Genomic DNA, 22154 nt, shown 5'->3' with positions numbered 1-22154 from the left:
GTTACGGTGAATCACGGCAAAACGGTCCGCCTCTCCGCGGGACACGGAGAGGCGGACCGGGGTCGACGGCACCGGAGGGAGACGAAGCCCTGGGGAGGTTGCGCTACTTCTCCGGAGCGCCGACGGGCTCTCCGTTCGGCCGCACCGCGTACCAGGTCCCCCCGACGCCCTGGCCGTTGGTGTCGCCGGCGGCCTTGTCACCCGCGAAGGTGTAGATCGGCCAGCAGTTGATCGTCTGCTGTTCGGCCTTGTTGTCGGGGCGGGTGAAGGTCATGTAGTTCTTCTTCTGAATGCCCTTGGTGTCGTTGATGTCGACCGGCGCCACCACCGGCCACTTCTCCAGGCAGGCACCGGTGCAGGCGGAGACCGGCTCCGGCCAGGCCTCGTCCTTCATGAAGCGGTAGACGGTCCTGCCGTCCTTGTCGACGACGATCTCACCGAGTTCGGGGTCCTCCCGGGTGGACAGACCGGGCTGCCCGCCGGCCTCCTGCGCCTGCTGCTCGCCGGTCTCCTGCGCCTTCTTGCCCTCGGGGGTCAGCGCGAACCACTTGCCGCCCACGCCCTGGCCCTTGACGTCACCGGCGTTGACGTCCTTGATGTAGTGGTAGGCGGGCCAGCCGTCGACGGTGAGCTGCTTGGTGCCGTCGGCCCGGGCGACCTCACCCAGGAGGGACTCGTCGATGCCCTCACCGGCCGCGGTGTCGTCGGCGAGTACCGGTGGCCAGGTCTCGGCACAGTCTCCGTCGCAGTTGGACTTGGGAGGCTCGGCGGTGTCCTGGTCGAAGCGGTAGAGCGTGAGTCCGAGCTCGTCCGTCACCAGCTTGCCGAGTTTGGCGTTGCTGGCGACGGCCAGCTCGCCCGCACCGCCGGCCGGGCTCGTGGAGGACTCCGTACCGGCCCCGGTGTCGATGCCTCCGAGGTCTCCGGGCGCGGCCGAGGCGCCCACGTTCTGACTGCTGGCCGGCGGCGGGGTGTCCTGACCGCACGCCGTCGTCAGCGTCAGCACCGCCGCGGCGCTCACCACCAGTGAGGCGGTCCGCCAGGAGGTCTTCATCTCAGCTCCAGATCATCGCAAGGGTGTTGCAGCGCCCTGCTGCGCCGCCGCTCGACGTGGAGTACGCACCAGCACACCTGCCGTGTTCAACGCGGGCCGATATTTCTTTTGGAGCACACGGTTCCTCCCCTTCTCACCCGGTCCGTCCCTCCCGCCTCGCACATCCGCGCACACGCCACCATCGGGTGATCAGTACCGGACCAAACGGAAGTTGCCGGATTTACCTCCATCGGGGTAATCATCCGGCACTCCCGCGTGTCCTGGCGGAGCACGGCTCATGATCTTCGTCGTGCAAGGACTCGTACCGATCCGATCCGCCCTCGTCACCCGGGCGTTGGCGGCAGCCACGCTGACCTGGGCGCTCACCGGCGCGCCGGGCACGGCGGTGGCCGACGCGTGCGCCTACGCCTCGACGGGCCCGGGGGGAACGGAGGCGGTGGCGATCGCCGGAAAACTGACCTGGCCGCTCCCTCCGGACTGTTCACCCCCCGCCCCTCCACCCACGCCCCCGCCCACACCGGCCCCGCCCCCTCCGCCGCCCGCGCCCGACCCCACTCCACCCCCGCCACCGCCCGCTCCCCCACCACCCAAGCCCGGACCCACCACCACGAAACCCGACCCCACACCCCCACCGCCCCCGCGCCAGGCCCGCCCGGCACCACCCCCCGCCCGTCCGGCCCCGCCCCCACCGCCCGCACCTCCCCCACCGCCACCGGGCCCTTCACCCGCACCGTCGGCCACCCCCGCACCCCGCCCCTCCGTGACGCCCGTGCACTACCCCCGGTATCGCGCGGCACCTCCGGTCAAGCGGCCGTCCGGCGGCGCCATGTCACCGCTCACCTTCGTCCTGCTCATCACCATGCCCGCGGTCGTCGCCATCGCGGCGCTGCGGCCCCGCTGAGCCCCGGGCCCGCCCGTTTCCGCCGAACCCCACAACCCGCCGTGGAGGCACCTCTTGCCGGAATGGCTTGTTCTCACCCTCGCGATGCTGGCCGTCTGCGCCGTGGTGGTCGCCATCACCCTCATACGTCACCGCGCGGCCCCCGACGACGAGGACCCCAGTGAGACCCCGGACGTCATCGAGTACATGACGATGTGGATCGGCGTGGTGTACGCCATCGTCCTGGGTCTTGCCATCGCCGGAGTCTGGGAGGGGCGCGGCGCGGCCCAGGACCACGTACGGGCGGAGGCGGTGGCGCTGCACGAGATCTCGGAGCGGGTGCGGATCTATCCGGCCGACGTCCGCGACCGTATTCGGGACGATGTCAACGCCTATGTCGGACACGTCGTGACCACCGAGTGGCGCACCATGGCCGACGACGGACGGGTCACCGGGCGCGGGACCGAGTTGCTCGACCGGATCCGCCGGGACGTCACCGACTACGAACCGCGGACGGACTTCGAGGCCCAGGCCTATCAGCCGCTCGTCGACCAGGTGTCCGCCGCCGACCAGGCACGCGCGGCCCGTGCGGAGTCGACCGGGGAGACCATGCCGGGCGTGGTGTGGTTCGGGCTGATCGGCGGGGCCGTCATCACCATCGGGATGATCTTCGCGCTGCAGATCCGGCGCACCCGGCGGGAGCTGATCCTCGCCGCTCTGTTCTCGGCACTGATCGCCTTCCTGCTCTTCCTGATCTGGGATTTCGACGCGCCGTTCAGCCGTGGTCTCGCCGCGTCGGCCGATCCGTTCCGCCTCCTGTTCCCCGACGTCGGGAGCTAGGGCCTGCCCGGCGGATCAAGTCGGAGGCGCTCGGCGGTATCCATCCGTCCGGCCTGGGCGGGTGGGGTCCGGTGCGTTCGGCCGCGAGGCGGAGGAGGGCGCCGACGCGATGGGGGGTCCTCCCTGCCCGAGCGGAGCCGGGAGCCCGGGGAGTCGGCAACCGACGACAACGCCGCGGACGGGCGTGCCGGACCCCACCTCTTCGGCATGATCCGCCGGACAGGCCCCCAGGGCCCGCCCGGCCCGCACCACGGTTCCGGTCCCGGGGGCGTGCGCCACGCCGTGCGCGTCCCCCTCCCGCAGCATCGGTGGTCCCTCGTGCGGCCCACAGAAGTGACCCGTTCGCGCGACTGCGATCGCGCCACCCGGTGCGACTTCCTAGCGTTTCGGACATCGAGGCGCATTCCTGGCGCGAGCGGAACAGGTCCGCCGCCGCTCCTCGGGACCCGGAGGACTCGCCATGCACGCGATACGCGTCGCTTCCGCCGCACTCCTGAGCGTCAGTGCCCTGGTACTCGCCGCCGCGCCGGGTGCTGTCGCGGCGGGCGGCGATGTCACACCGTTCGGCTTCGGTGTCCGGCCCGCCCCTCGTCGAGCCCGGCGACCGGGCCACCCTGTGGGTGGACCGGGCCGACGGCGAGTGCGGGGGGCGCGTGACGGTCTCCTCACCGGTCCTCGACACGACGACCGTCCCGGGGGAGCGTTCGAGGGCGACGACGACGGCGTACCGGGACGCCAGGCCCGGCGCGGTCCACCAGGTGGCGTTCACTCGTGGGGGGTGTCACCGGCACCACGAGACCGGCCGTCGCCGGTGGCGGCCCCGTACCGCTCCCCTCGCTGCCAGCGGAATCCGGGGCTCGAGCGGGCACCCGAGGGGTGCGCACGCCGGGGAGGGCGGCAGTCCGGCCGGACTCGACGTCGGCGAGACCGGGCTCGGCGCCGCACTCGTCACGGGCTCGGCGGGTGCCGCGTACCGCTTCACCCGCCGCGACGGTGCACGGGACGGCACCTGACGGCCCCGCACGACCGCGCCCCGGGTCCGGTCGGGGACCCGGGGCGCGGCCTCCAGTCACACGTGCGAAACGGCCGCTGGAAAGGGTCGGCTCAGAACTGCTTCTCGGCGCGGCGACGCATCCAGAAGACACCGCCGGCTGCGGCCGCGGCTGCCACCAGTCCACCACCGATGGCCATGTCGGTCGGGGTCGCACCGTCGGTGCTGCTGCCGCCGAGGCCGCCGCGGACCCCGCCGATGACGGTGAAGGCGGCCGGCCGGGTCAGGCTCCGGCCGGAGCAGTGCACCGTGATGTCGTACGAGCCGGGGCGGGCGTCGTCGTTGACGGTGGCGGTGCCCTTCGCGGTGTCGCCGGCGCCGTGGACCGGGGTCAGCTCGGTCCTCGGGAAGGCGTTGGACGTGGCGTGGCCACCGTTGGGGCAGCCGTCGGCGGTGATCGTCAGCTGGCCGCCACGGGCGATGACGCTGGGCAGGGCGACGATGTTGGACGGGCTGGGGACCCGGCCGCCGTCCGCGACGGCGGCCGGGGCGGCGAGCCCGAGGACGGCGACCGCGGCGCCGACGGACGCCAGGGCACGTGACTTTCGCATGTGTTCCTCCGCGGAAGGCGCCCCGGGGCCGGTCCCCGGTCGATCGGCGAGAAAGCGCCTCCCAGCAAGACCCTCAGTCGCCCTGCCCCTGCGCGCATTTCGGCGATGGTCCGTCCTGGTGAGGCCGCGGCCCGCCCACATCCGTGGTTTCGGATATCACCGCAGGTCACGAACCGTCAGAAGATCTTCGTTCGGCGGCACCCCGGATGGCTTACCGATCACCGCGCGGCCACCCGTTCGCCTTCGTCCCGTCGCCGGTTCTCCGCGCCGCCTCTAGCGTTTCTGCCATGCGCGAGTGATACGGCGACGGCCGTGTCGAGAGGGGAAAAGCGAATGTCTGCTTTCGAACCGGCCGAATTCGAAGAGGAGGCGCGGCGGAAGAAGCGTGCTCCGTGGGGCGTGATAGCGCTGGTTCTGCTCACCGGCCTCGCGCTCATCCGTAACGGTTCGGGGGAGTTCGACGAGGGACCGCCGCAGCCCGCCGGTGCCACCGCCACGGACAGCCAGGTGCCGGGTGCCGCCACGGCCGCGGCGGCGCAACCGCTGCCGTACTCGGTTCCGGGCCAGGTCCGGATTCCGGCGATCCAGGTGGACGCGCCGCTGATGGCGGTGGGCCTGGACGCGGAGGGGTGGGTGGACGCGCCGCCGCCCGAGGACCCCAATCTGGCGGGCTGGTTCACCGGTGGGGTCACCCCCGGCGAGAAGGGCACGGCGGTCGTGGTCGGCCACGTCGACAACCATCTGGGGCCGGCCGTCTTCTACGGGCTCGGGGCTCTGGAGAAGGGCAGTCGCGTCGAGATCGAGCGCAGGGACGGAAAGACCGCGGTGTTCGAGATCTACGGCATCGAGGTCTTCGCGAAGAACGACTTTCCCGGTGACCGGGTCTACAACTCGAAGGGCGCGGCGGAACTGCGGGTCATCACCTGCGGCGGTGGTTTCACCCAGCAGGACGGTTACGACGGGAACGTAGTCGTCTTCGCCCGCCTCGCCGAGGTCCGCTGAGCGGCCGGCCCCGCCGGCCGGGCGGACGGGACCGGCCGACGGGGCGGTACGCGCTCAGACGTACTGCCGGCGGGGCACCGTCACCCGGTAGCCGGAGTCGAGCAGTTCGGGCAGGTAGGCGCGCAGGGCCCGCACACTCTGGGAACGGTCGCCCCCGGCGTCGTGCGAGAGCACCACGACACCGGGGGCGGCGCCGTTCTCCACCCGGTCGACGATGGTGCGGGTGCCGGGGCTGGTCCAGTCGAGGGTGTCGACGGTCCAGGCGAGCGGTTCCATGTCCAGTTCTGCGCCGAGTTGGAAGGCGGCGCGGTTCCAGGCTCCGTAGGGTGCGCGGAACCACTGGGGGCGCTCACCGTACCCCTCCTCGATGATGTCGCAGGTGCGTTCCATCTCGGAGCGGATCCTGCCGCGGGTCAGCCGGGTGAGCAGGGGGTGGGACCAGGTGTGGTTGCCGACGACGTGTCCCTCGTCGGCCATGCGGGCGAGCAGGTCCTTGTTGTGGGAGACCATTTCCCCGCACACGAAGAACATCGCGCGGACGTCGTACGCGGCGAGTGTGTCGAGGATGTGCGGGGTGTAGCGCGGGTCGGGCCCGTCGTCGAAGGTCAGCACCATGGTGCTGCCCCGTCCGGACACGCGCAGCAGCGGTGCGCTCCGCACCTGGGTTCTGCCGAGCAGTGCCTGGGACGAGCCGTAGCCGGTGAGGGGTCTGAGGCGGTACGCCGAGGGCTTGAGCGGGCGGCCTGCGGCCTGGGCTCCGGCGGCGGGTGTGGCGGGACGTGCCGCGTCGGTGCCGGAACCCGTCGCGAGGAGTCCGGCCGTGCCGGCCGCCCCCACGACGGCGGCGCCGGTGAGCAGGGCCCGGCGCCGCGTGAGCAACTGATCCTTCTGCATGACTCATCAGTCGCCCGCCCGGTGGCGGGTGGACCTCCCCGACACCGGTACGGCGGGGCCTTTCCACTCGCTCGGCCCAGTACGGCCACCGCACAGGCGTCCGATAGCCTCGGCGCCGTGACGGAGAAGCGCTCGGCACGGTTCGAACGGGGCACGGACGGCCCGAAGGTGATCGTGGTCGGAGTGGACGGCTCCGGTTCCTCCCTCCGGGCGGCGGCCTACGCCTCCGGTATGGCCCGGCGTCAGCACTCCTTGCTCGCCGTCGTGTACGTGCGGCCGGTAGGGGCGGCGGGCGCGGCGCTCGGGGCGCCGGTGGCGGAGGCGGCCGACGAAATCGCCGAGGGCCTGGTGAGGCAGGTCAGGGAGGCGTCCGAGCAGGTGCGGGGTGTCTTCGACTTCCGCTGGGAGTTCCACACGTTCCGCGGCGACCCGTACAACGGCATGGTGAAGGCCGCGGACGACTTCAAGGCGGACGTGGTGGTGGTGGGCGCCTCGGAGCAGGCGGGCCACCGGTTCATGGGGTCGGTGGCGGTCCGGCTGGTGAAGGCGGGGCGTTGGCCGGTGACGGTGGTGCCGTAGGTACCGCCGTGTCAGAAGGTTCGCGGGAGGGCGGGCGGCATCAGAGGGTGCGCAGAAAGCCGAGGAGGATCTCGTTGAAGACCTCGGGCCGTTCCATGCACGCGTAGTGTCCCGCCCCCTCGATGGTGGCGGAGCGGCCGTCGCGTACGCCGCGGACGAGACGCTCGGCCGCCGCGGTCAGGTCGGCGGGTTCGAGCGAGCCGTTGACCGCGAGCACCGGCACGTCGATCGCCGGCACACGGTCCCAGGTGCCGGTGACGGGGACACGCCGGTCCCTCTCGTCCGGAGTGTGCTTGGAGATCGTGTGCAGCGCCATCTCCCGCAGCCGGCGCCGGATGTCGGGGCCGACGCCGTCGGCGCCGCGGTGCTCACCCGCCGCGACCCGCACGAAGGCGTTCAGCCAGCCCTCGATGTCACCGGTGCCCAGCGTGCGCGCGAACTCGGCCTGGATCCGGCGGGTCCACGGATCGGTGTACTCGAACTCGCTGGTGGCCGCCCCGCAGACAACGACCGCGCGTGCCAGATCCGGATGTTCGAGGACGGTGTCGGTCGCGATGGCGCCGCCCATCGACACGCCGACCAGGACCGCCGGCCCCGCGTCGAGGTGGCGCAGCAGGGCGGCGAGGTCGTCCGCCCAGCGGAAGGATTCCGTGGCGTTGGCGGAGAAGCCGTGGCCGCGTACGTCGGGCGCGATCACCCGGTGGTGGGCGGCGAGGGCCGGGATCTGCCCCTCGAAGAGCCGGTGGTCGACAAAGCCGGAGTGCAGGAGGACGACCAGGTCTCCCGCACCGCTGTCGTGGTAGGCGAGGTCACCGTCGGAGGAGGTGAAGTACCGGAGTCCCGAAACCGTATTCATGACAACCAGGGTGTCATCCCTGATGAATTTTGACAACCAAGGTGTCATGATGAGTGGGTGAACGACACCGGCAACGACACCGACAAGCCCCTTCCGCCCGACGAACTCGGCCCGCGCCTGATGGAGGTGTTCGATCTGGTCGGCCCGCTGTACCGCCGGGTGCAGCGCGAGGTCGAGCAGGGCGAGGCCGTCGAGGGCCTGTCCGTCGGGGTGCGCGCCGTGCTCGACCTGCTGTACAAGCACGGCCCGACGACCGTGCCCCGGATGGGCCGCGCGCAGGCGATCAGCCGTCAGTTCGTGCAACGCATGGTCAACGACGCCGCCGCGCGGGGCCTGGTGGAGAGCACCCCCAACCCCGCCCACCGGCGGTCGCCGCTGATCCGGCTCACCGACGAGGGCCGGACGGCGATCGCCGCCGTCGTCGCCCGTGAGCACGCCGTACTGCGGGAGGTCGGCGGGGACCTCACGGACGCCGACCTGCGCACCTGCGTACGCGTCCTCGCGCAGATGCTGACCCTGTTCGACACCGTGGACGTGAACCGATCGTCGCCTTGACCGGTACGGGCTGCTCACCCATGGCCATGAGGCCCTTGGCCGCGCCTCGGCTCAGCACCACGTTCCGGATGCGGTCGTGGACGGAGTGACGGCGAGACCTCGGGCGGGAGCGCGGGGACGCCGGCGCGGCCGGCGTCGAAGCGTGCGCGGTCGATGGCCGAGCTGTGCGGCGGTACGCCCCCGGGGGACCCGGTGAAGCCACGGCCCCGCGCGGCCGGGGGACCCGGATGGCCGGATTCCGGCGGCCGGTGCTCCCGGGCCTGCCGGGTGGCACCCGCGGCGGGGACGAGGGCGGGGGCGAGGGCCGTCCGCCTGCCGCCTGCGGTCACCGCTTCATCCCGGCATGCGGTGTCCTGCCGTCCTACCCACTGACAACCACTGACAACCACTGACAAATGCGCAAGAAGCCCTTTCCCCGGCCTCGTTGCTCCGACACGCTCCCGAAAAGCGCCTTCATGCCGCCCGGCGCGCGTGAACGGCCACCGGGACCGTTCGTCGAACCGTTCGTCGACGCGATCGACCGCCCGCCGCACGCCGTTGTGCGCTCTCTGTCCCCGGCGGGCGCCGTACGTTGCCATACCGCCATGACGGCCGGAATGACACTCATGAACGGGACAACCGCCGAGCACGAACTCGCCGCCCTGCAACGCGAGCACGGCCGGCCTCTCTTCGCACTGCTGCTCCGGCTCTGCGACGGGGACCGGCAGCGCGCCGAGGATCTCGTCCAGGAGACGCTGGTACGCGCCTGGCAGCATCCCGAGGCGCTGCGTGCCGACGACTTCGAGTCCGTACGGCCCTGGCTGATGACCGTGGGCCGACGGCTCGCCATCGACGCGCGGCGGGCGCGGCAGGCCCGGCCGCCCGAGGTCGGCGACGCGGTGCTGGAGAACGCGCGGGTGGCCTCCGACCACGCCGAACGGGCCGCGGCGGCGCTCGATGTCCGCCAGGCTGTGAAGACTCTCACGCCGGAGCACCGTGAAGTCCTGGTGCTCGTGTACTTCCAGGGGGCGAGTGTGGCGGAGGCCGCGGCGGCACTGGGCATACCGCCCGGTACCGTGAAGTCCCGCGCGTACTACGCGCTGCGCGCCCTGCGCCGGGTGCTTCCGGGATACGCCGCCGACCTGCGGTGAAACCGGCGGCCAGGTCAAACCTCCGTAAAGCGCCTTGCAGACGACCCCTGTCGGGTAATCGGCTGTCCTCATCCGTGCTGCGGACCGGGGGCCCGGGTTCGGGCGACGCGCACGTACCGGAGGAAGGCTGCAAGGGATGCCGCACAGAGGTCAAGAGAGCACCGACGGCACGGGCGACGGCGAACTGACCGTCCCCATGGCCTGGTTGTACGCCGAGTACATCGCCGACGAACTGCTGCGCAGCGGCGATCTGATGCCGACGACGTCCTTCGAGTTCCGGGCCGGCCGGGAGGCGCTGGCGCTGACCGTCTTCCTGTCCGACACCGCCGGAGAGCTCTCCGGCATCCGGGTGATCACCCAGCTGGAGACCTGGCTGTCGCTGACCGCGTACGACCAGCCGTGGCAGGAGTGGGTGGAGGGACGCCTGGGGGACCTGACCGCGGACGCCGCCGCCACCGCGGCCACCACCGGCCGGGCCTCGGCGGATCCCGGCCTGGAACTCGCCCGGTCGGCCTGGCGGTGGCTGCAGGAGACGGAGCTGCTGGCACCCGATCTGAACGCGGTGCCGGGCGGCGTCGCGGGGGCCGGGGAGGACGAGGGGCCGAAGGTGTGGACGCCCGCGTGGCAGCTCGGGCTGCCGCTCGGGCACCTCGCCATCCACCTTTTTTAGCCTTCCGGTGAATCGGACCAATCCGCGGGCCGGAGGGCTCCGAATCCTTTGGTTACGATTCGGCACGCGGCTTGAGTGAATCGACTGCCTGGTGCGTACCGGTGGGAGCAAGGAGTAACCCCACCCACACCCAACGGCACGAGGATTCGGCATGAGGTCCCTGGAAAGGCATCGCGACGTCGGCGCGTACGCGCTCGGCGTGCTGGACGAGGCGGAGGCCTTCCGCTTCGAGGACCACCTCATGGAGTGCCCCAGCTGCGCTGCACAGGTGACCGAATTCGGGGCCACGACAAGGCAGTTGATGTTGTACCGGCGCTCCACCCCGCCGCTGACGCACCCGATGCCCAAGCCGGGCCCGAGGATGCTGGACCGGCTGCTGTCCGAGGTGGCGATCCGGAACCGGGCGGTGCGCCGTCGGCTGCTGTTCGCACTGGCCGCCTCGGTGGTGCTCGCGACCACCGCGCCGGCGCTCGCCGTGCTGTCGTCGGGCGGCGGCGGGCAGGCCGGCGGGCAGGCGCCCGCGAGCATCGTGGCGACCGATGAGCGGTCGGGGGTGTGGGCGGAGATCACGACGGCGGACGAGGACTGGGGCAGCCGGCTGCAGCTGAAGGTCAAGGACGGCGCGGGGCCCCGTGTCTGCCGGCTGGTGGTGGTCGGGCAGGACGGCTCCGAGGAGACCGTGACCAGCTGGAGCGTGCCCCGTCACGACGCCCGCCCCAACACCATGACGGGCGGCTCCACCCTGCACGCCGGGCAGGTCGACCGCTACGAGCTGCGCTCCGCCGACGGCGAGCACCTGGTGACACTGAAGCCCGGGTGACCCGGGGAGTCCCGGAAACCCCGGGTCACCGGCCCCGCCTGCTGCCGGACGCGGGGCCGTCCCGGCAGTCGGGAGGGTCTGCGGTCCGCCAGGGGTTTTCCCCGGTCCGGCAGGTGGGGCGGTACCGCGGCGAGGAGTCGCTGAACGCGGCCTCGCGGACGGTTTCGCCGCACACCGGGCACGCCTCGCCGGTGCGGCCGTGGGCCCCGCGGGCCGCTCTTCTTCCCGGCCTCCAGCCGCCCGGTGGTGAGCCCGTGCGCGCGCCCGACCCCTTCGGTGAGGGTGGTCCGCAGCGCCCGGCGAAGCCCGGTGGTCTCCTGCGGGGTTGAGGGACGCGACCGGTCCGGACGGGGACGTCCGCGCCGCGTGCGGGATCCCGTCGCTGTAGGCGTTCCCGGTGCCCGGGGCCTGCCCCGGGTCCGCCACGACGTGCACCGCGAGGCGCTTTTGCGTGCCGGCCTCCGTCAGGTCGAAGTCCGCCCCGGGCTCCAGCACCACACACGGCACGAGCGGCCCCTTGCCGGGGCGCGGCAGTCCGCCGGGCAGCGGGTCCTTCCGGCGCAGCCGCCCCGCGCGGGCCGGCTGGGTGACGAGGTGGGGGCCACCGTCCGTCACCGGGACGAGGGCCTTACCGCGCCGGTGCGCGGCGGTGGCCTCCTGACCCTCGACGGCCGTGAGCGGCGGGCGGTAGGTCTTCAGGACGCCGATCGCCCCGGGCATGACGCGGACGCTCCCGTGGCCCACCAGCTGCTCGGCGAGGAACGTCCGCGGCGCCTCGGCCTCGGGAAGTTCCGGTGCACGTCCGGAGTGCCCCCCCTTGGACCGGACCGGTCAGCGGGAGCCGTGCCCCGTGCCGTCGGCGTCGGCGGCACGGGCACCGTCACCGTTCTCGGAGGCCTTGGCCACCGAGAACTCGCACCATACGCATTTGCCTCCGCCGCGCGCCTCCACGCCCCACTCGTCCGCGAGCATCTCGACCAGGAGCAGGCCCCGCCCCGAGACCCCCGACTCCCCCGCCTCACGGCGGCGCGGCAGGGCGCTGGAGGAGTCGGCGACCTCGACGCGCAGCCGCCGCTCGCCGCCGGTGAGCACCCGGAGGGTCACGACGGCGGCCCCCTCGGTGTGCATCAGGGCGTTGGTGATCAGCTCGTCGGCGACCAGTTCGATCTCGTCGGCGCGGTCCCCGGTGCCCCAGGCACCGACCCCGGCGCGGACCATGCGCCGGGCTTCGGTGAGGGCCTCGGGGTCGCCGGGGGCGACGTGCTGCTGCAGCCGGCCTCCCGCGCGCGGGCTGTCCGGCGGGCGGCGGCGCAGCAGGAGCAGGGCCACGTCGTCGTCCACATCGCGCTCCTCGGCCACGTCGATGAGCCGGTCGGCCAGCTCGCGTACGTCGTCGGGTCCGGTGGTGACGAGCGCGGAGAGGGTCTTGATGCCGTCGTCGAGGTCGGCACCGGGCTCCTCGACCAGGCCGTCGGTGCACAGCAGCAGCAGGTTGCCGGGGTCCAGTTCCATCGTCCCGACCGGGTACTCCAGCCGGCCGAACTCGGCGGACAGGCCGAGCGGCAGCCCGCCCGGCACGTGGACGCGGTGGCAGACGCCGTCGGCACGCCGGACGAGCGGGTCGATGTGGCCGGCCCGGACCACCTGGAGGACGCCGGTGGACAGGTCGGCCTCGGCGTACAGGCAGGTCGCGGAGCGGTCGGTGTCGAGTTCGTGCAGGAAGACGGAGGCACGGGCCATCACGGTGGCCGGCGGATGCCCTTCGGCGGCGTAGGCCCGGAGCACAATACGCAGCTGGCCCATGACCGCGGCGGCGTGGGTGTCGTGGCCCTGGACGTCGCCGATCACTGCGCCGACCCGGCCCCCGGGCAGCGGGATCAGGTCGTACCAGTCCCCGCCGATGTCCCGGCCGAGGCCACCGCCGATGCTGGCCGCACGGTAGCGGACGGCGATGTCGGCGCCGGGCACGCTGGGGATGGTGCGGGGCAGCATGGCCTGCTGGAGTCCCTGCGCGAGGTCCATCTCCTGCTCGTAGAACATGGCCCGCTGCATGCTCTGGGCGATGCTGCTGCACAGGGCGACGAGGATGTTGCGCTCCTCGGGGGTGAAGCCGCGCCGGTCGCTGTAGAGCAGGCCCATGGCGCCGATGGGGCGGGTCTGGACGATGAGGGGCAGGTAGGCCGCCGAGGTGATGTGCAGGTCGGCGAGGTGCGGCCACAGCACCGGGTAGCGTTCGGCGAACTCCTCCGGCGACTCGATGAAGCGCGGGCTCAGGGTCCGTACGGCCTCGCTCATCGGGTACTGCTCGTCGATCCGGGTGATGCGGGTGCCCGGGACGAAGCTGCCGACGGGTCCCTCGGCGACCAGCCGGATCCGGCCGGCCTCGACCAGGCCCATGACGAGGCTGGTGGCGCCCAGAAGGGTGAGGCCGTGGGTGTCCTTGACGACGTCGATGACGTCCTGGACGGTGCGGGCGTGCGCGAGGGCGGCCGTGGTGAGCTGGACGATGTTGGTCTGCCGGCGCAGGGCGTCCTCCTGGGAGGCCTGTTCCCCTCTGGCCTCGCTGTCGCCGAGTTCCTCCGTCGCGTCCCGGACGATGCCGAGAATGCGGCGGGGCACTCCGGTCACGTCCCGGCGGATGCAGCCGCGGACGTGGGTCCAGCGCAGGGTGCCGTCGCGGCGGCGGACCCGGAAGTAGACGCCGTAGTTCTCGCTTCCGTCCTTCAGGGCCTGCGAGACGGCGGTGTCCAGGCGCACGGCCTCGGCGGGCGGGATCCGGGTCGCCAGCACGTCGGGAGCCTCGGATTCGTCGGGGCGCAGGTCGAAGACGTCACGGGCCTGGGCGTCCATCAGCATCACCCGGGTGTCCAGGTCCCAGTCGAACCTGCCCATGTGGTTGAGCGCCAGGATCGGATCCGGGTGGTCCGGCCAGTCGTCCGGGAGTGACAGGGCGCTCGCTCCCCGATCAGCCATGGACCCACCTTGTCAGGATTCGCCCGATTCCTCGACCGGGATGCCCCGGAGCCGGCGGGGCGGACAATGGGCGGGAAGGGAGCGCACCGCTGTGGACTGGTTCACCGCGTCCGACTACTGGCTGAGCCGGCTGGTCTTCCAGCGGGCGCTGGCCGGGCTGTACCTGGTCGCCTTCCTGACGGCGGTGCTGCAGTTCCGTGCGCTGATCGGCGAGCGCGGGATGCTGCCGGTGCCCCGGTTCGTGGAACGGACCCCGTTCGCGCGGGCGCCCAGTCTGTTCCAGGCGCGCTACTCGGACCGGTTCTTCGCGGGATGCGCCTGGACGGGCTGCGCGGTGTCGGCGGCGCTGCTCGCGGGAGTGGACTCCTGGCTTCCGCTGTGGGCCGGAATGCTGCTGTGGCTGGTGCCGTGGGCGTTGTACCTGTCGATCGTCAACGTCGGGCAGACCTGGTACGCCTTCGGCTGGGAGTCGCTGCTGCTCGAGGTCGGCTTCCTCGCGGTGTTCCTCGGCAACGACGAGGTGGCGCCGCCGGTGGTCGTGCTGTTCCTGCTGCGGTGGGTGCTGTTCCGGGTCGAGTTCGGCGCGGGGTTGATCAAGATGCGCGGCGACGCCTGCTGGCGCGAGCTCACCTGCCTGGACCATCACCACGAGACCCAGCCGATGCCGGGGCCGCTGAGCTGGTTCTTCCACCATCTGCCGAAGCCGCTGCACCGGGTCGAGGCGGCCGCGAACCATGTCACCCAGCTGGCCGTGCCGTTCCTGCTGTTCGCCCCGCAGCCGGTCGCCACGGCCGCCGCCGCGCTGATGGTCCTCACGCAGCTGTGGCTGGTGCTGTCGGGCAACTTCTCCTGGCTGAACTGGATCACGATCGTGCTGGCCCTGTCGGCGGTCGCGTTCCCCGTGCCTGCGTTCCCCGCCGGTCCGCCGGACGCGGCCGGCGCCCCGCTGTGGTACGTGGTCGTCGTCCTCGCGGTGTCCGCGCTGCTGCTCGCCCTCGGTTACCGTCCCGTGCGCAACATGCTCTCCCGCCGCCAGGTGATGAACCGGTCCTTCGACCCGCTCCACCTGGTCAACAGCTACGGGGCGTTCGGCAGTGTCAGCCGGGTCCGGTACGAGGTGGTGATCGAGGGCACCGCGGACGACGAGCCCCGGAGGGACTCGCACTGGCTTGCGTACGAGTTCCGGGGCAAGCCGGGTGATCCCCGGCGCTGGCCGCGGCAGTTCGCGCCGTACCATCTGCGGCTCGACTGGATGATGTGGTTCGCCGCGCTGTCCCCGTCCTACGCCGGGCCGTGGTTCGGCGCGCTGGTGGAGCGGCTGCTGGAGGGGGACGGCGACACGCTGCGGCTGCTGCGCCGCTCCCCGTTCCCGCCGGGCGCGCCGCCCCGGTACGTCCGTGCCCGGCTGTTCCGCTACCGGTACACGACCTGGCGCGAGCTGCGGGAGACGGGGGCGTGCTGGGAGCGGACGTATGTGCGCGAGTATCTGCCGCCGACCCGGCTGGCGGGGGCGGGTCACAGGCCGTAGACGCGGGTGGCGGTGGCTCCGAAGACCTCCCCTCGTCCGGTGGCGTCGAGGCCGGCGGTCAGTACGCGGGCGGCGGCCAGTACGTCACCGTAGGACGCGGCGAGGGTGCACACCGGCCAGTCCGAGCCGAACATCAGCCGTCCGGGGCCGAAGGCGTCCAGGACGACATCGGCGTACGGGCGCAGCCCGTCGACGCTCCACGCGGCCGGGTCGGCCTCGGTGACCAGGCCGGAGAGTTTGCAGACCGTGTTCGGCAGCGCGGCCAGGGCGCGGACGTCACGGGCCCAGGGTTCGAGCCGGCCCGAGGCGACGGGCGGCTTGCCGGCGTGGTCGAGGACGAAGGTGAGCCGGGGCAGCGACCCCGCCGCGCGTACGCAGGCGGGGAGCTGATGGGGCTGGACGACCAGGTCGTAGACCAGTCCCGCGTCGGCCACGGCGGCGAGGGAGCGCTGTACGTCGCTCCGCAGCAGCCAGTCGGGATCGGGCTCGCCCTGGACCTGGTGTCTGATGCCCTTCAGGAACCGTCCGCCTGGCTGTTCACGCAGCCGGGCCAGCTCGTCGGCGAGGCCGGGGCGGGTGAGGTCGGTCCAGCCGACGACCCCGGCGATCAGGTCGTGCGCGGCGGCCAGGGCCAGCAGCTCCGGGGTCTCCTCGGGGACGGTGACGGTCTGGACCAGGACGGTACGGCGCACCCCGGCCGCGCGGGCCTCGGGAAGCAGGTCGTCCATCGTGAAGTCGCGTCGCAGGGGCTGAAGCCGGGGGCCGGTGATCCAGCCCTGGTCGCGGGCGGCCAGATCCCAGACGTGGTGGTGCGCGTCGACGGTCACCGCGTCGGGGAGCATGTCGGCAGGAGTCACGGCAGCTCCCTCGGCGACTGCCCCACCCACTCCTCGGCCGGAACAGGGGCCTCGGGCGGCAGGAGGCCTGTGGTGCGCAGTTCCTGCCACAGAGCGGTCGGTACGGAGGCGGTGAACTGGTCGGCGCAGTCGTGGACTTCGGCCGCCGAGCGGGCTCCGACCAGGACGCTCGCGACAGCCGGATGGGCGGCGCAGAAGGCCAGGGCGGCGGCGCGCAGGGTGGTGCCGTGGCGTTCGGCCGCCCGTTGCAACCGCCGGGCGCGGTCCAGCAACTCCTGTGGCGCGCTGCCGTAGTCGTAGGTGGCGCCCGGCTTCGGGTCGGCGAGCAGGCCGGAGTTGAAGGCGCCGCCGATGACGACGGAGATGCCGCGTTCCTGCGCGGCGGGCAGCAGGTCTCTCAGCGCGCTCTGGTCGAGCAGGGTGTGGCGGCCCGCGCACAGGACCACGTCGACGTCGGTGTCGCGCACGAAGCGGGTGAGCATACGGGTCTGGTTCATGCCCGCGCCGATCGCGCCGACCACGCCTTCGGAGCGGAGCCTCTCCAGCGCCGGATAGCCCTCGCGGAAGGCCTGTTCGGCGTGGTCGTCGGGGTCGTGGAGGTGGACGACGTCGACGCGGTCGAGGCCCAGGCGCTCCAGACTGGCCTCCAGGCCGCGCCGTACGCCGTCGGCGCTGAAGTCCCAGACCCTGCGGTGGGTCGCGGGCACGGCGAATCCGTGGGCCAGGTCCGGTGGAAGGCCGTCGCCGCCGGTGCCGGCGGGTTCGAGGAGGCGGCCGACCTTGGTGGACACCGTGTACCGGCTGCGCGGGTGGGCGCGCAGGGCGGCGCCGAGGCGGCGTTCGGACAGGCCGAGGCCGTAGTGCGGGGCGGTGTCGAAGAAGCGGATGCCGCGCTGCCAGGCGGCCTGCACCGCCTCGTGCGCCGTGTCCTCGCCGACCTCGGTGTACAGGTTGCCGATACCGGCGGCGCCGAAGCCCAGGGAGGTGACCTCGACGCCGCTGCGGCCGAGCCGGTTCACCGGGCTGCCGGGCGCAGTCGCAGGCCCTGCATGCCGCCGTCGACCGCGAGGGCCGTGCCGGTGGTGGCACCGGACAGCGGGCTCGCCAGGTGGGCGATGGCTGCGGCGACCTCGGTGGCCGTCACGAGGCGGCCGGTGGGCTGGCGGGCCTCGAGTGCGGCGCGTTCGGCGGCGGGGTCGTCGGCCGCGTCGAGCAGGCGGCCGATCCAGGGCGTGTCGACGGTGCCCGGGTTGACGCAGTTGACGCGGATGCCTTCGCGGACGTGGTCGGCGGCCATGGCGAGGGTCAGCGAGTGGACGGCGCCCTTGGTCGCGCTGTACAGGGCCCGCTGGGGCAGGCCCGCGGTGGCAGCGACGGAGCAGGTGTTGACGATCGCCGCGTGCGCGGACGCCCTCAGGTGCGGCAGGCAGGCGCGGGCGGTGCGGACCATGCCGAGGACGTTGACGTCGAAGACGTGGTGCCACTCGTCGTCGGAGTTGGTCTCGACGGTTCCCCGAGCGCCGATGCCGGCGTTGTTGACCAGCACGTCGAGCCCGCCGAGGCCGGTGACGGCGGCGGCCACCGCCGCGCGCAGCGAGGCGTCGTCGGTGACGTCGGCGCGGTGTCCGGTGAGGGGCGCCGCAACGCCGGACGGGTCCAGGTCGAGGACGGCCACCCGGGCGCCGCGCGCGGCGAGGAGGTCCGCGGTGGCCCGGCCGATACCGGAGGCGCCGCCGGTCACCAGGGCCGTCAGACCCTCGAAGTCGCTCATGCCACCCGCTCCTTCTCGTTCGTCGTGCCGGAGGAATCCGTGCCGGGCCGGGTGCCGGGGTCGGCGGCCCAGAAGGCGCCGTCGGGATAGGTGTACCGGGCCAGGGACTCGGGGCGCATGGCGGCCGAGAAGCCCGGTGCGGTGGGTGCCGTGTAGTGGCCCTGGCGGATCACCACGGGGTCGAGGAAGTGGTCGTGCAGATGGTCGACGTACTCGATCACCCGGTCCTCGGTGGTGCCGGAGAGGGCCACGTAGTCGAACATCGACAGGTGCTGCACGAGTTCGCACAGGCCGACGCCGCCGGCGTGCGGGCACACCGGCACTGCGTACTTGGCGGCGAGCAGCAGGATCGCGAGGTTCTCGGGGACGCCGCCGACGCGGGCGGCGTCGATCTGGACGATGTCGAGGGCGCCGGCCTGGAGGAACTGTTTGAAGACGATCCGGTTGTGGGCGTGCTCGCCGGTGGCCACCTTCACCGGGGCGACGGCCCGCCGGATCGCCGCGTGGCCGAGCACGTCGTCGGGGCTCGTGGGCTCCTCGATCCAGTACGGGTCGAACATGGCGAGCGCCTTCGTCCAGCGGATCGCCTCGTCCACGTCCCAGCGCTGGTTGGCGTCGATCGCGATGCGGATACCGGGGCCGACGGCCGCGCGGGCGGCCCTGCAGCGGCGGATGTCGTCCTCGAGGTCGGCGCCGACCTTGAGCTTGATCTGGCCGAAGCCGTCGGCGACCGCGCGGACGGCGAGCCGGGTCAGCTTGTCGTCGTCGTAGCCGAGCCAGCCGGGTGAGGTGGTGTACGCGGGGTAGCCGCGCGCCAGCAGCCGGGCCGTGCGTTCCCCGGCGCCCTCGCGGCCGCGGCGCAGGAGGGTCAGGGCCTCCTCGGGGGTGAGGGCGTCGGTGAGGTAGCGGAAGTCGATCTGCCGGACCAGCCACTCGGGTTCGGCCTCGGCGAGCAGCCGCCACAGCGGTCTGTCCGCGCGTTTGGCGGCCAGGTCCCAGACGGCGTTGACGACCGCGCCGATCGCCATGTGCATCACGCCCTTCTCGGGGCCCAGCCAGCGCAGTTGGCTGTCGCCGGTCAGGTCGCGGTTCAGGACGGCGGGGTCGGCGCAGAGTTCGTCGACGGGCCGGCCGACCAGGTGTCCGCGCAGCGCCTCGATCGCGGCGACCTGTACGTCGTTGCCCCGCCCGATGGTGAAAGCGAATCCGTGCCCCTCGTGCCCGTCGGCGGCGTCGGTGCGCAGAACGACGTAGGCCGCCGAGTAGTCGGGGTCGGGGTTCATGGCGTCGGAGCCGTCGAGTTCACGCGAGGTGGGGAACCGGACGTCGTACGTGTCGACGGCGGTGACACGGGCGGGAGTCGGGGGCACGAAAAGCCTTTCGGTGGATGGCGGAAGCGGCACGCGGTCGTTCCTGGCGCATATTTATCAGACCACTTACGGGATACAACACCCCTGAGCCGTGATTCAAGCACCCCTGCACCCTCAGTGGTCGGACCACCATGATGACTAGACTGCGCGCACCGACGACGGGAGGAGGGGCGTGGACGAGACCGCGACCGGGGACACGGGCACCGGCTCGGCCCCGCGGAAGGGCACCGTGACGCAGCGCGCCATCGAGCGGATCAAGGAGATGATCCGCGAAGGGCGGCTGCAGCCGGGCGAGCGGCTGCCCACCGAGCGGGACCTCGCCGTCCGGCTGGGCATCTCCCGCAGTTCGATGCGGGAGGCCATCCGCGCACTCACGGTGCTGGGCGTGCTCGAGGCCCGGCACGGCTCGGGCATCTACGTGACGCGGCTGGAGGCCGGTGACCTGCTGGAGACCTTCGGGGTCGTGGCCGACCTGTCCCGGGGGCCGCGTCTTGTCGAACTGCTCGAGGTGCGCCGGGCGCTGGAGTCGACGGCGACCGCGCTGGCCGCAGCGCGGATCACGCCGGACCAGCTGGCCGAGGTCGCCAGGCACCTGGCCGCGATGAACACCACCGACGACCCGGAGGAGATCCTCGCCCACGATCTTGCCTTCCACCGCGAGATCGCCGCCGCGGCGGGCAACGGGACGATGGCCGCGATCCTCGACGGCCTGTCGTCCCGCACCTTCCGGGCCCGGGTCTGGCGCGGCTACCAGGAGGAGGGCGCGTTCGCCCGTACCCGTCGCGAACACGCCGCGATCCACCGCGCCCTGGCCGCCCGCGACCCGGAGGCCGCGCGAGCGGCGGCAGCGGCCCACGTGGGCGAGGTCGAACAGTGGCTGCGCTCCCAACTGGACGACTGACCGGGCCGGTTGTTGCGGTGATCAGCGGCGCACGGCTATCGTCGGACGGGTGACTGCCGGGTCGGCCTTGGGCCACACACGAAAGACGCTCCCGGCCTCGGCGTGAGCCGGGCGGGGGTGTCCCCGCTCACGCCCGGCCGGGCACGGGGCCACGCTCGTGCCCCGCCCTCCTCTCCGCGTTCCTTTCCCGCTCCCCGCCGCGCCCCGCGCGGCGTCCCCGACGGAAACCGACACCCGGAGACCAAGAGGCCATGCCCGCCATACCCGAGCCACCCACCACGACCGTCCAGTTGAACCACATCGCCGTCCTCGTCCGCGACCGCCGTCTGTCGGCGGAGTTCCTCTCCGCGATCCTGGGGCTGGAGGTCGGCGCCCCCTTCGGCCCGTTCCTGCCCGTCGACCTGGGCAACGGCGTGACCCTCGACTACTACGAGCAGCGCGACGAGCCCATCCAGTCGCAGCACTACGCGTTCCTCGTCCCCGAGGACCGGTTCGACACGATGATCGCCCGCCTGGAGGCGGTCGGGGTCACCTACTACGCCGACCCGCACCACACCGAACCCGGCAGGATCAACCGCCTCTTCGGAGGTCGCGGCGCCTACTTCGACGACCCGGACGGCCACAACCTGGAGATCATGACCCGGCCCTACGCCCGCCCCTGAGCGAGGCCGCCGGCCGGCTCACAGCGCCCGGTACATCACATGCAGACCGACCCGTCCGTGCCGGGGGTGCTCGTACGCCCCGGGGACCGTCCCGAGGATCGTGAAGCCGAGGGAGGTCCACAGCCGTACGGCGGGGTTGGTCTCGACTACGGCGTTGAACACCATGCCCCGGTATCCGGCCGCGCGGGCCTCGTCCAGCAGATGCCCGGCGAGGGCGCGGCCGTGTCCCCGGCCGGCGTGGCCGGGGTCGACCATGAAGCCGGCGTTGGCGATCCGGGCCGCCGGGCCGCCGTAGTTCGGGGTGAGGTAGGCGGAGGCGACGACCGCTCCGGCGTCGTCCTCGACGACGTACACCTGTTTCGCCGGGTTCATCCACAGGACCCGGGCGTCCTCCTCGGAGGTGTCCGGGTCCCAGGTGTACGTCTCGCCCGCGGCGACGATGCGGTGCCAGAACGGCCAGATGCGTGGCCAGTCGTCGGCGACTGCTTCCCTGATCGGCATGGGCGCGAGTCTGGCACGCTCCCGCACCCTACGATCACGCGGGGCGCGGGGCAGGGCCGGTGTCAGTCGACGCTGGGCAGGATATGGGGCTCGGCGAGGTCGTCCTCGTAGCCCGCCAGGCGGATCGGGGCCGACCTGGCCCACACGTCGAGGCTGCCGAGCTCGCCGGCCGGGCGGCCCGCCCGCTCGGGGTGTTCCTTGACGGGCTGCTCCGCGTTGGTCTTCTCCGGTGTCACCGCGCACTCCTTATGTGTCGGTCACCCTCGGGACGTGCCGCGCCGGTCCTGCCGCGCCCGCGTCGTACGTCCGCTCGGGCATGATGCGAAAGCCGTTCGGACGCGGTGGCGCCGGTTGATCGTAGGAGAGCAGGCCGTTGTGAAGCGGCGTGTCCCATGACGGACCGGTGGGTGTGGGTAGGACCCTTTACTGCTGCCCGTCCGCCTCAGATTAGCCAAATGAGCGGACCCCTGCTCGATGGGGCTGAAAACTCGATGTAACGATCCCCTGCCGGACCGTACTCATTCCGCCCCCATATGCCCCTATTTCACCATGGGGGCCACTGCGGCCGATCACTCGATCGGACTACAGGGCTGTCCACGTTTTCGAGAAGGTCGAACGGTCATGGCGCAGTTCAGGTCCTGTTGGCCGGCACGCAAGCTCGTCATGGTGTGCTGCCGTACGGCAGAACGGCTGTCTTCCGGGAGGACCG

General features: G+C 72.4%; 23 protein-coding genes and 1 pseudogene. 12 read left to right on the top strand and 12 right to left on the bottom strand.

Going from position 1 to position 22154, the window contains the following annotated elements; translation table 11 throughout:
- Positions 1–103 precede the first annotated feature (103 nt).
- Positions 104–1054 carry an SCO0930 family lipoprotein gene (locus ACWZEH_RS32320; RefSeq protein WP_456194603.1) on the bottom strand — a complete coding sequence of 317 codons (951 nt, stop codon included), beginning with the start codon at positions 1052–1054 and terminating at the stop codon, positions 104–106.
- Positions 1055–1823: 769 nt separating this feature from the next.
- On the opposite strand from ACWZEH_RS32320, the gene ACWZEH_RS32315 reads away from it, so the two are divergent.
- From ACWZEH_RS32315 to ACWZEH_RS32305, 3 genes are all read left to right on the top strand, one after another.
- A complete protein-coding gene (locus tag ACWZEH_RS32315; RefSeq protein WP_456194602.1) occupies positions 1824–1955 on the top strand; it encodes a hypothetical protein in 132 nt (43 codons plus the stop codon).
- Between the two features lie 54 nt (positions 1956–2009).
- Positions 2010–2774 carry a bestrophin-like domain gene (locus ACWZEH_RS32310; protein WP_456194601.1) on the top strand — a complete coding sequence of 255 codons (765 nt, stop codon included), beginning with the start codon at positions 2010–2012 and terminating at the stop codon, positions 2772–2774.
- A 572-nt stretch (positions 2775–3346) separates the two neighbouring features.
- A complete protein-coding gene (locus ACWZEH_RS32305) occupies positions 3347–3787 on the top strand; it encodes a hypothetical protein (protein ID WP_456194600.1) in 441 nt (146 codons plus the stop codon).
- Between the two features lie 91 nt (positions 3788–3878).
- Here ACWZEH_RS32305 and ACWZEH_RS32300 read toward each other — a convergent pair whose 3' ends face one another.
- Positions 3879–4376 (bottom strand): hypothetical protein, encoded by a 498-nt coding sequence (locus tag ACWZEH_RS32300; RefSeq protein WP_456194599.1) that lies wholly within the window; start codon positions 4374–4376, stop codon positions 3879–3881.
- Positions 4377–4709: 333 nt separating this feature from the next.
- Between ACWZEH_RS32300 and ACWZEH_RS32295 the strand changes: the two genes are divergently transcribed.
- The gene (locus tag ACWZEH_RS32295; RefSeq protein ID WP_456194598.1) at positions 4710–5378 is read left to right on the top strand and encodes a class F sortase; all 669 of its coding nucleotides are present in this window, start codon (positions 4710–4712) and stop codon (positions 5376–5378) included.
- A 54-nt stretch (positions 5379–5432) separates the two neighbouring features.
- Here the strand turns inward: ACWZEH_RS32295 and ACWZEH_RS32290 are convergent, their stop codons facing one another.
- Positions 5433–6272 carry a polysaccharide deacetylase family protein gene (locus tag ACWZEH_RS32290; RefSeq protein WP_456194597.1) on the bottom strand — a complete coding sequence of 280 codons (840 nt, stop codon included), beginning with the start codon at positions 6270–6272 and terminating at the stop codon, positions 5433–5435.
- A 117-nt stretch (positions 6273–6389) separates the two neighbouring features.
- On the opposite strand from ACWZEH_RS32290, the gene ACWZEH_RS32285 reads away from it, so the two are divergent.
- Entirely contained in the window at positions 6390–6851 is a 462-nt protein-coding gene (locus ACWZEH_RS32285; RefSeq protein WP_456194596.1) for a universal stress protein, read from the top strand.
- Positions 6852–6891: 40 nt separating this feature from the next.
- Here the strand turns inward: ACWZEH_RS32285 and ACWZEH_RS32280 are convergent, their stop codons facing one another.
- Complete coding sequence (locus ACWZEH_RS32280) at positions 6892–7707, bottom strand: alpha/beta fold hydrolase (RefSeq protein ID WP_456194595.1); 816 nt, start codon at positions 7705–7707, stop codon at positions 6892–6894.
- A gap of 120 nt (positions 7708–7827) precedes the next feature.
- On the opposite strand from ACWZEH_RS32280, the gene ACWZEH_RS32275 reads away from it, so the two are divergent.
- The 4 genes from ACWZEH_RS32275 (at position 7828) to ACWZEH_RS32260 (ending at position 10882) form a co-directional block, all read left to right on the top strand.
- The gene (locus tag ACWZEH_RS32275) at positions 7828–8262 is read left to right on the top strand and encodes a MarR family winged helix-turn-helix transcriptional regulator (protein WP_456199957.1); all 435 of its coding nucleotides are present in this window, start codon (positions 7828–7830) and stop codon (positions 8260–8262) included.
- A gap of 584 nt (positions 8263–8846) precedes the next feature.
- The gene (locus ACWZEH_RS32270; protein WP_456194594.1) at positions 8847–9392 is read left to right on the top strand and encodes a sigma-70 family RNA polymerase sigma factor; all 546 of its coding nucleotides are present in this window, start codon (positions 8847–8849) and stop codon (positions 9390–9392) included.
- Positions 9393–9528: 136 nt separating this feature from the next.
- Positions 9529–10062, top strand: a complete 534-nt coding sequence (locus ACWZEH_RS32265) for a hypothetical protein (protein ID WP_456194593.1) — start codon at positions 9529–9531, stop codon at positions 10060–10062.
- 151 nt (positions 10063–10213) lie between these two features.
- Entirely contained in the window at positions 10214–10882 is a 669-nt protein-coding gene (locus tag ACWZEH_RS32260) for an anti-sigma factor family protein (protein ID WP_456194592.1), read from the top strand.
- 65 nt (positions 10883–10947) lie between these two features.
- On the opposite strand, the pseudogene ACWZEH_RS32255 reads toward ACWZEH_RS32260, so the two are convergent.
- A pseudogene (locus ACWZEH_RS32255) lies at positions 10948–11629 on the bottom strand (Fpg/Nei family DNA glycosylase); the annotation flags it as partial.
- Between the two features lie 84 nt (positions 11630–11713).
- Complete coding sequence (locus ACWZEH_RS32250; protein WP_456194591.1) at positions 11714–13855, bottom strand: SpoIIE family protein phosphatase; 2142 nt, start codon at positions 13853–13855, stop codon at positions 11714–11716.
- A 91-nt stretch (positions 13856–13946) separates the two neighbouring features.
- Between ACWZEH_RS32250 and ACWZEH_RS32245 the strand changes: the two genes are divergently transcribed.
- On the top strand, positions 13947–15383 hold the full coding sequence (locus tag ACWZEH_RS32245) for a lipase maturation factor family protein (protein WP_456194590.1): 1437 nt from the start codon (positions 13947–13949) through the stop codon (positions 15381–15383).
- On the opposite strand, the gene ACWZEH_RS32240 is transcribed toward ACWZEH_RS32245, so the two are convergent.
- The 4 genes from ACWZEH_RS32240 to ACWZEH_RS32225 are packed head-to-tail and all read right to left on the bottom strand — an operon-like array spanning position 15371 to position 19381.
- On the bottom strand, positions 15371–16210 hold the full coding sequence (locus tag ACWZEH_RS32240) for an amidohydrolase family protein (protein ID WP_456199956.1): 840 nt from the start codon (positions 16208–16210) through the stop codon (positions 15371–15373). The genes ACWZEH_RS32245 and ACWZEH_RS32240 overlap by 13 nt on opposite strands.
- A gap of 26 nt (positions 16211–16236) precedes the next feature.
- Complete coding sequence (locus tag ACWZEH_RS32235; protein WP_456194589.1) at positions 16237–17259, bottom strand: aldo/keto reductase; 1023 nt, start codon at positions 17257–17259, stop codon at positions 16237–16239.
- On the bottom strand, positions 17256–18011 hold the full coding sequence (locus ACWZEH_RS32230) for an SDR family NAD(P)-dependent oxidoreductase (RefSeq protein ID WP_456194588.1): 756 nt from the start codon (positions 18009–18011) through the stop codon (positions 17256–17258). Before ACWZEH_RS32230 ends, ACWZEH_RS32235 begins: the two co-directional genes overlap by 4 nt.
- Positions 18008–19381, bottom strand: a complete 1374-nt coding sequence (locus tag ACWZEH_RS32225; RefSeq protein ID WP_456194587.1) for an enolase C-terminal domain-like protein — start codon at positions 19379–19381, stop codon at positions 18008–18010. Before ACWZEH_RS32225 ends, ACWZEH_RS32230 begins: the two co-directional genes overlap by 4 nt.
- Positions 19382–19553: 172 nt before the next feature.
- Between ACWZEH_RS32225 and ACWZEH_RS32220 the strand changes: the two genes are divergently transcribed.
- Both ACWZEH_RS32220 and ACWZEH_RS32215 read left to right on the top strand, forming a co-directional pair.
- On the top strand, positions 19554–20282 hold the full coding sequence (locus ACWZEH_RS32220; protein WP_456194586.1) for a FadR/GntR family transcriptional regulator: 729 nt from the start codon (positions 19554–19556) through the stop codon (positions 20280–20282).
- A 251-nt stretch (positions 20283–20533) separates the two neighbouring features.
- Complete coding sequence (locus ACWZEH_RS32215) at positions 20534–20944, top strand: VOC family protein (protein WP_456194585.1); 411 nt, start codon at positions 20534–20536, stop codon at positions 20942–20944.
- A gap of 18 nt (positions 20945–20962) precedes the next feature.
- On the opposite strand, the gene ACWZEH_RS32210 is transcribed toward ACWZEH_RS32215, so the two are convergent.
- Together ACWZEH_RS32210 and ACWZEH_RS32205 are read right to left on the bottom strand one after the other, a co-directional pair.
- Positions 20963–21445, bottom strand: coding sequence for a GNAT family N-acetyltransferase (locus tag ACWZEH_RS32210; protein WP_456194584.1), 483 nt, complete (start codon positions 21443–21445; stop codon positions 20963–20965).
- A gap of 62 nt (positions 21446–21507) precedes the next feature.
- Positions 21508–21681 (bottom strand): hypothetical protein, encoded by a 174-nt coding sequence (locus ACWZEH_RS32205; protein WP_456194583.1) that lies wholly within the window; start codon positions 21679–21681, stop codon positions 21508–21510.
- Positions 21682–22154 lie beyond the last annotated feature (473 nt).

Source organism: Streptomyces yamdrokensis, assembly GCF_053890455.1.
This window is presented reverse-complemented; position numbering and strand designations above follow the sequence as displayed.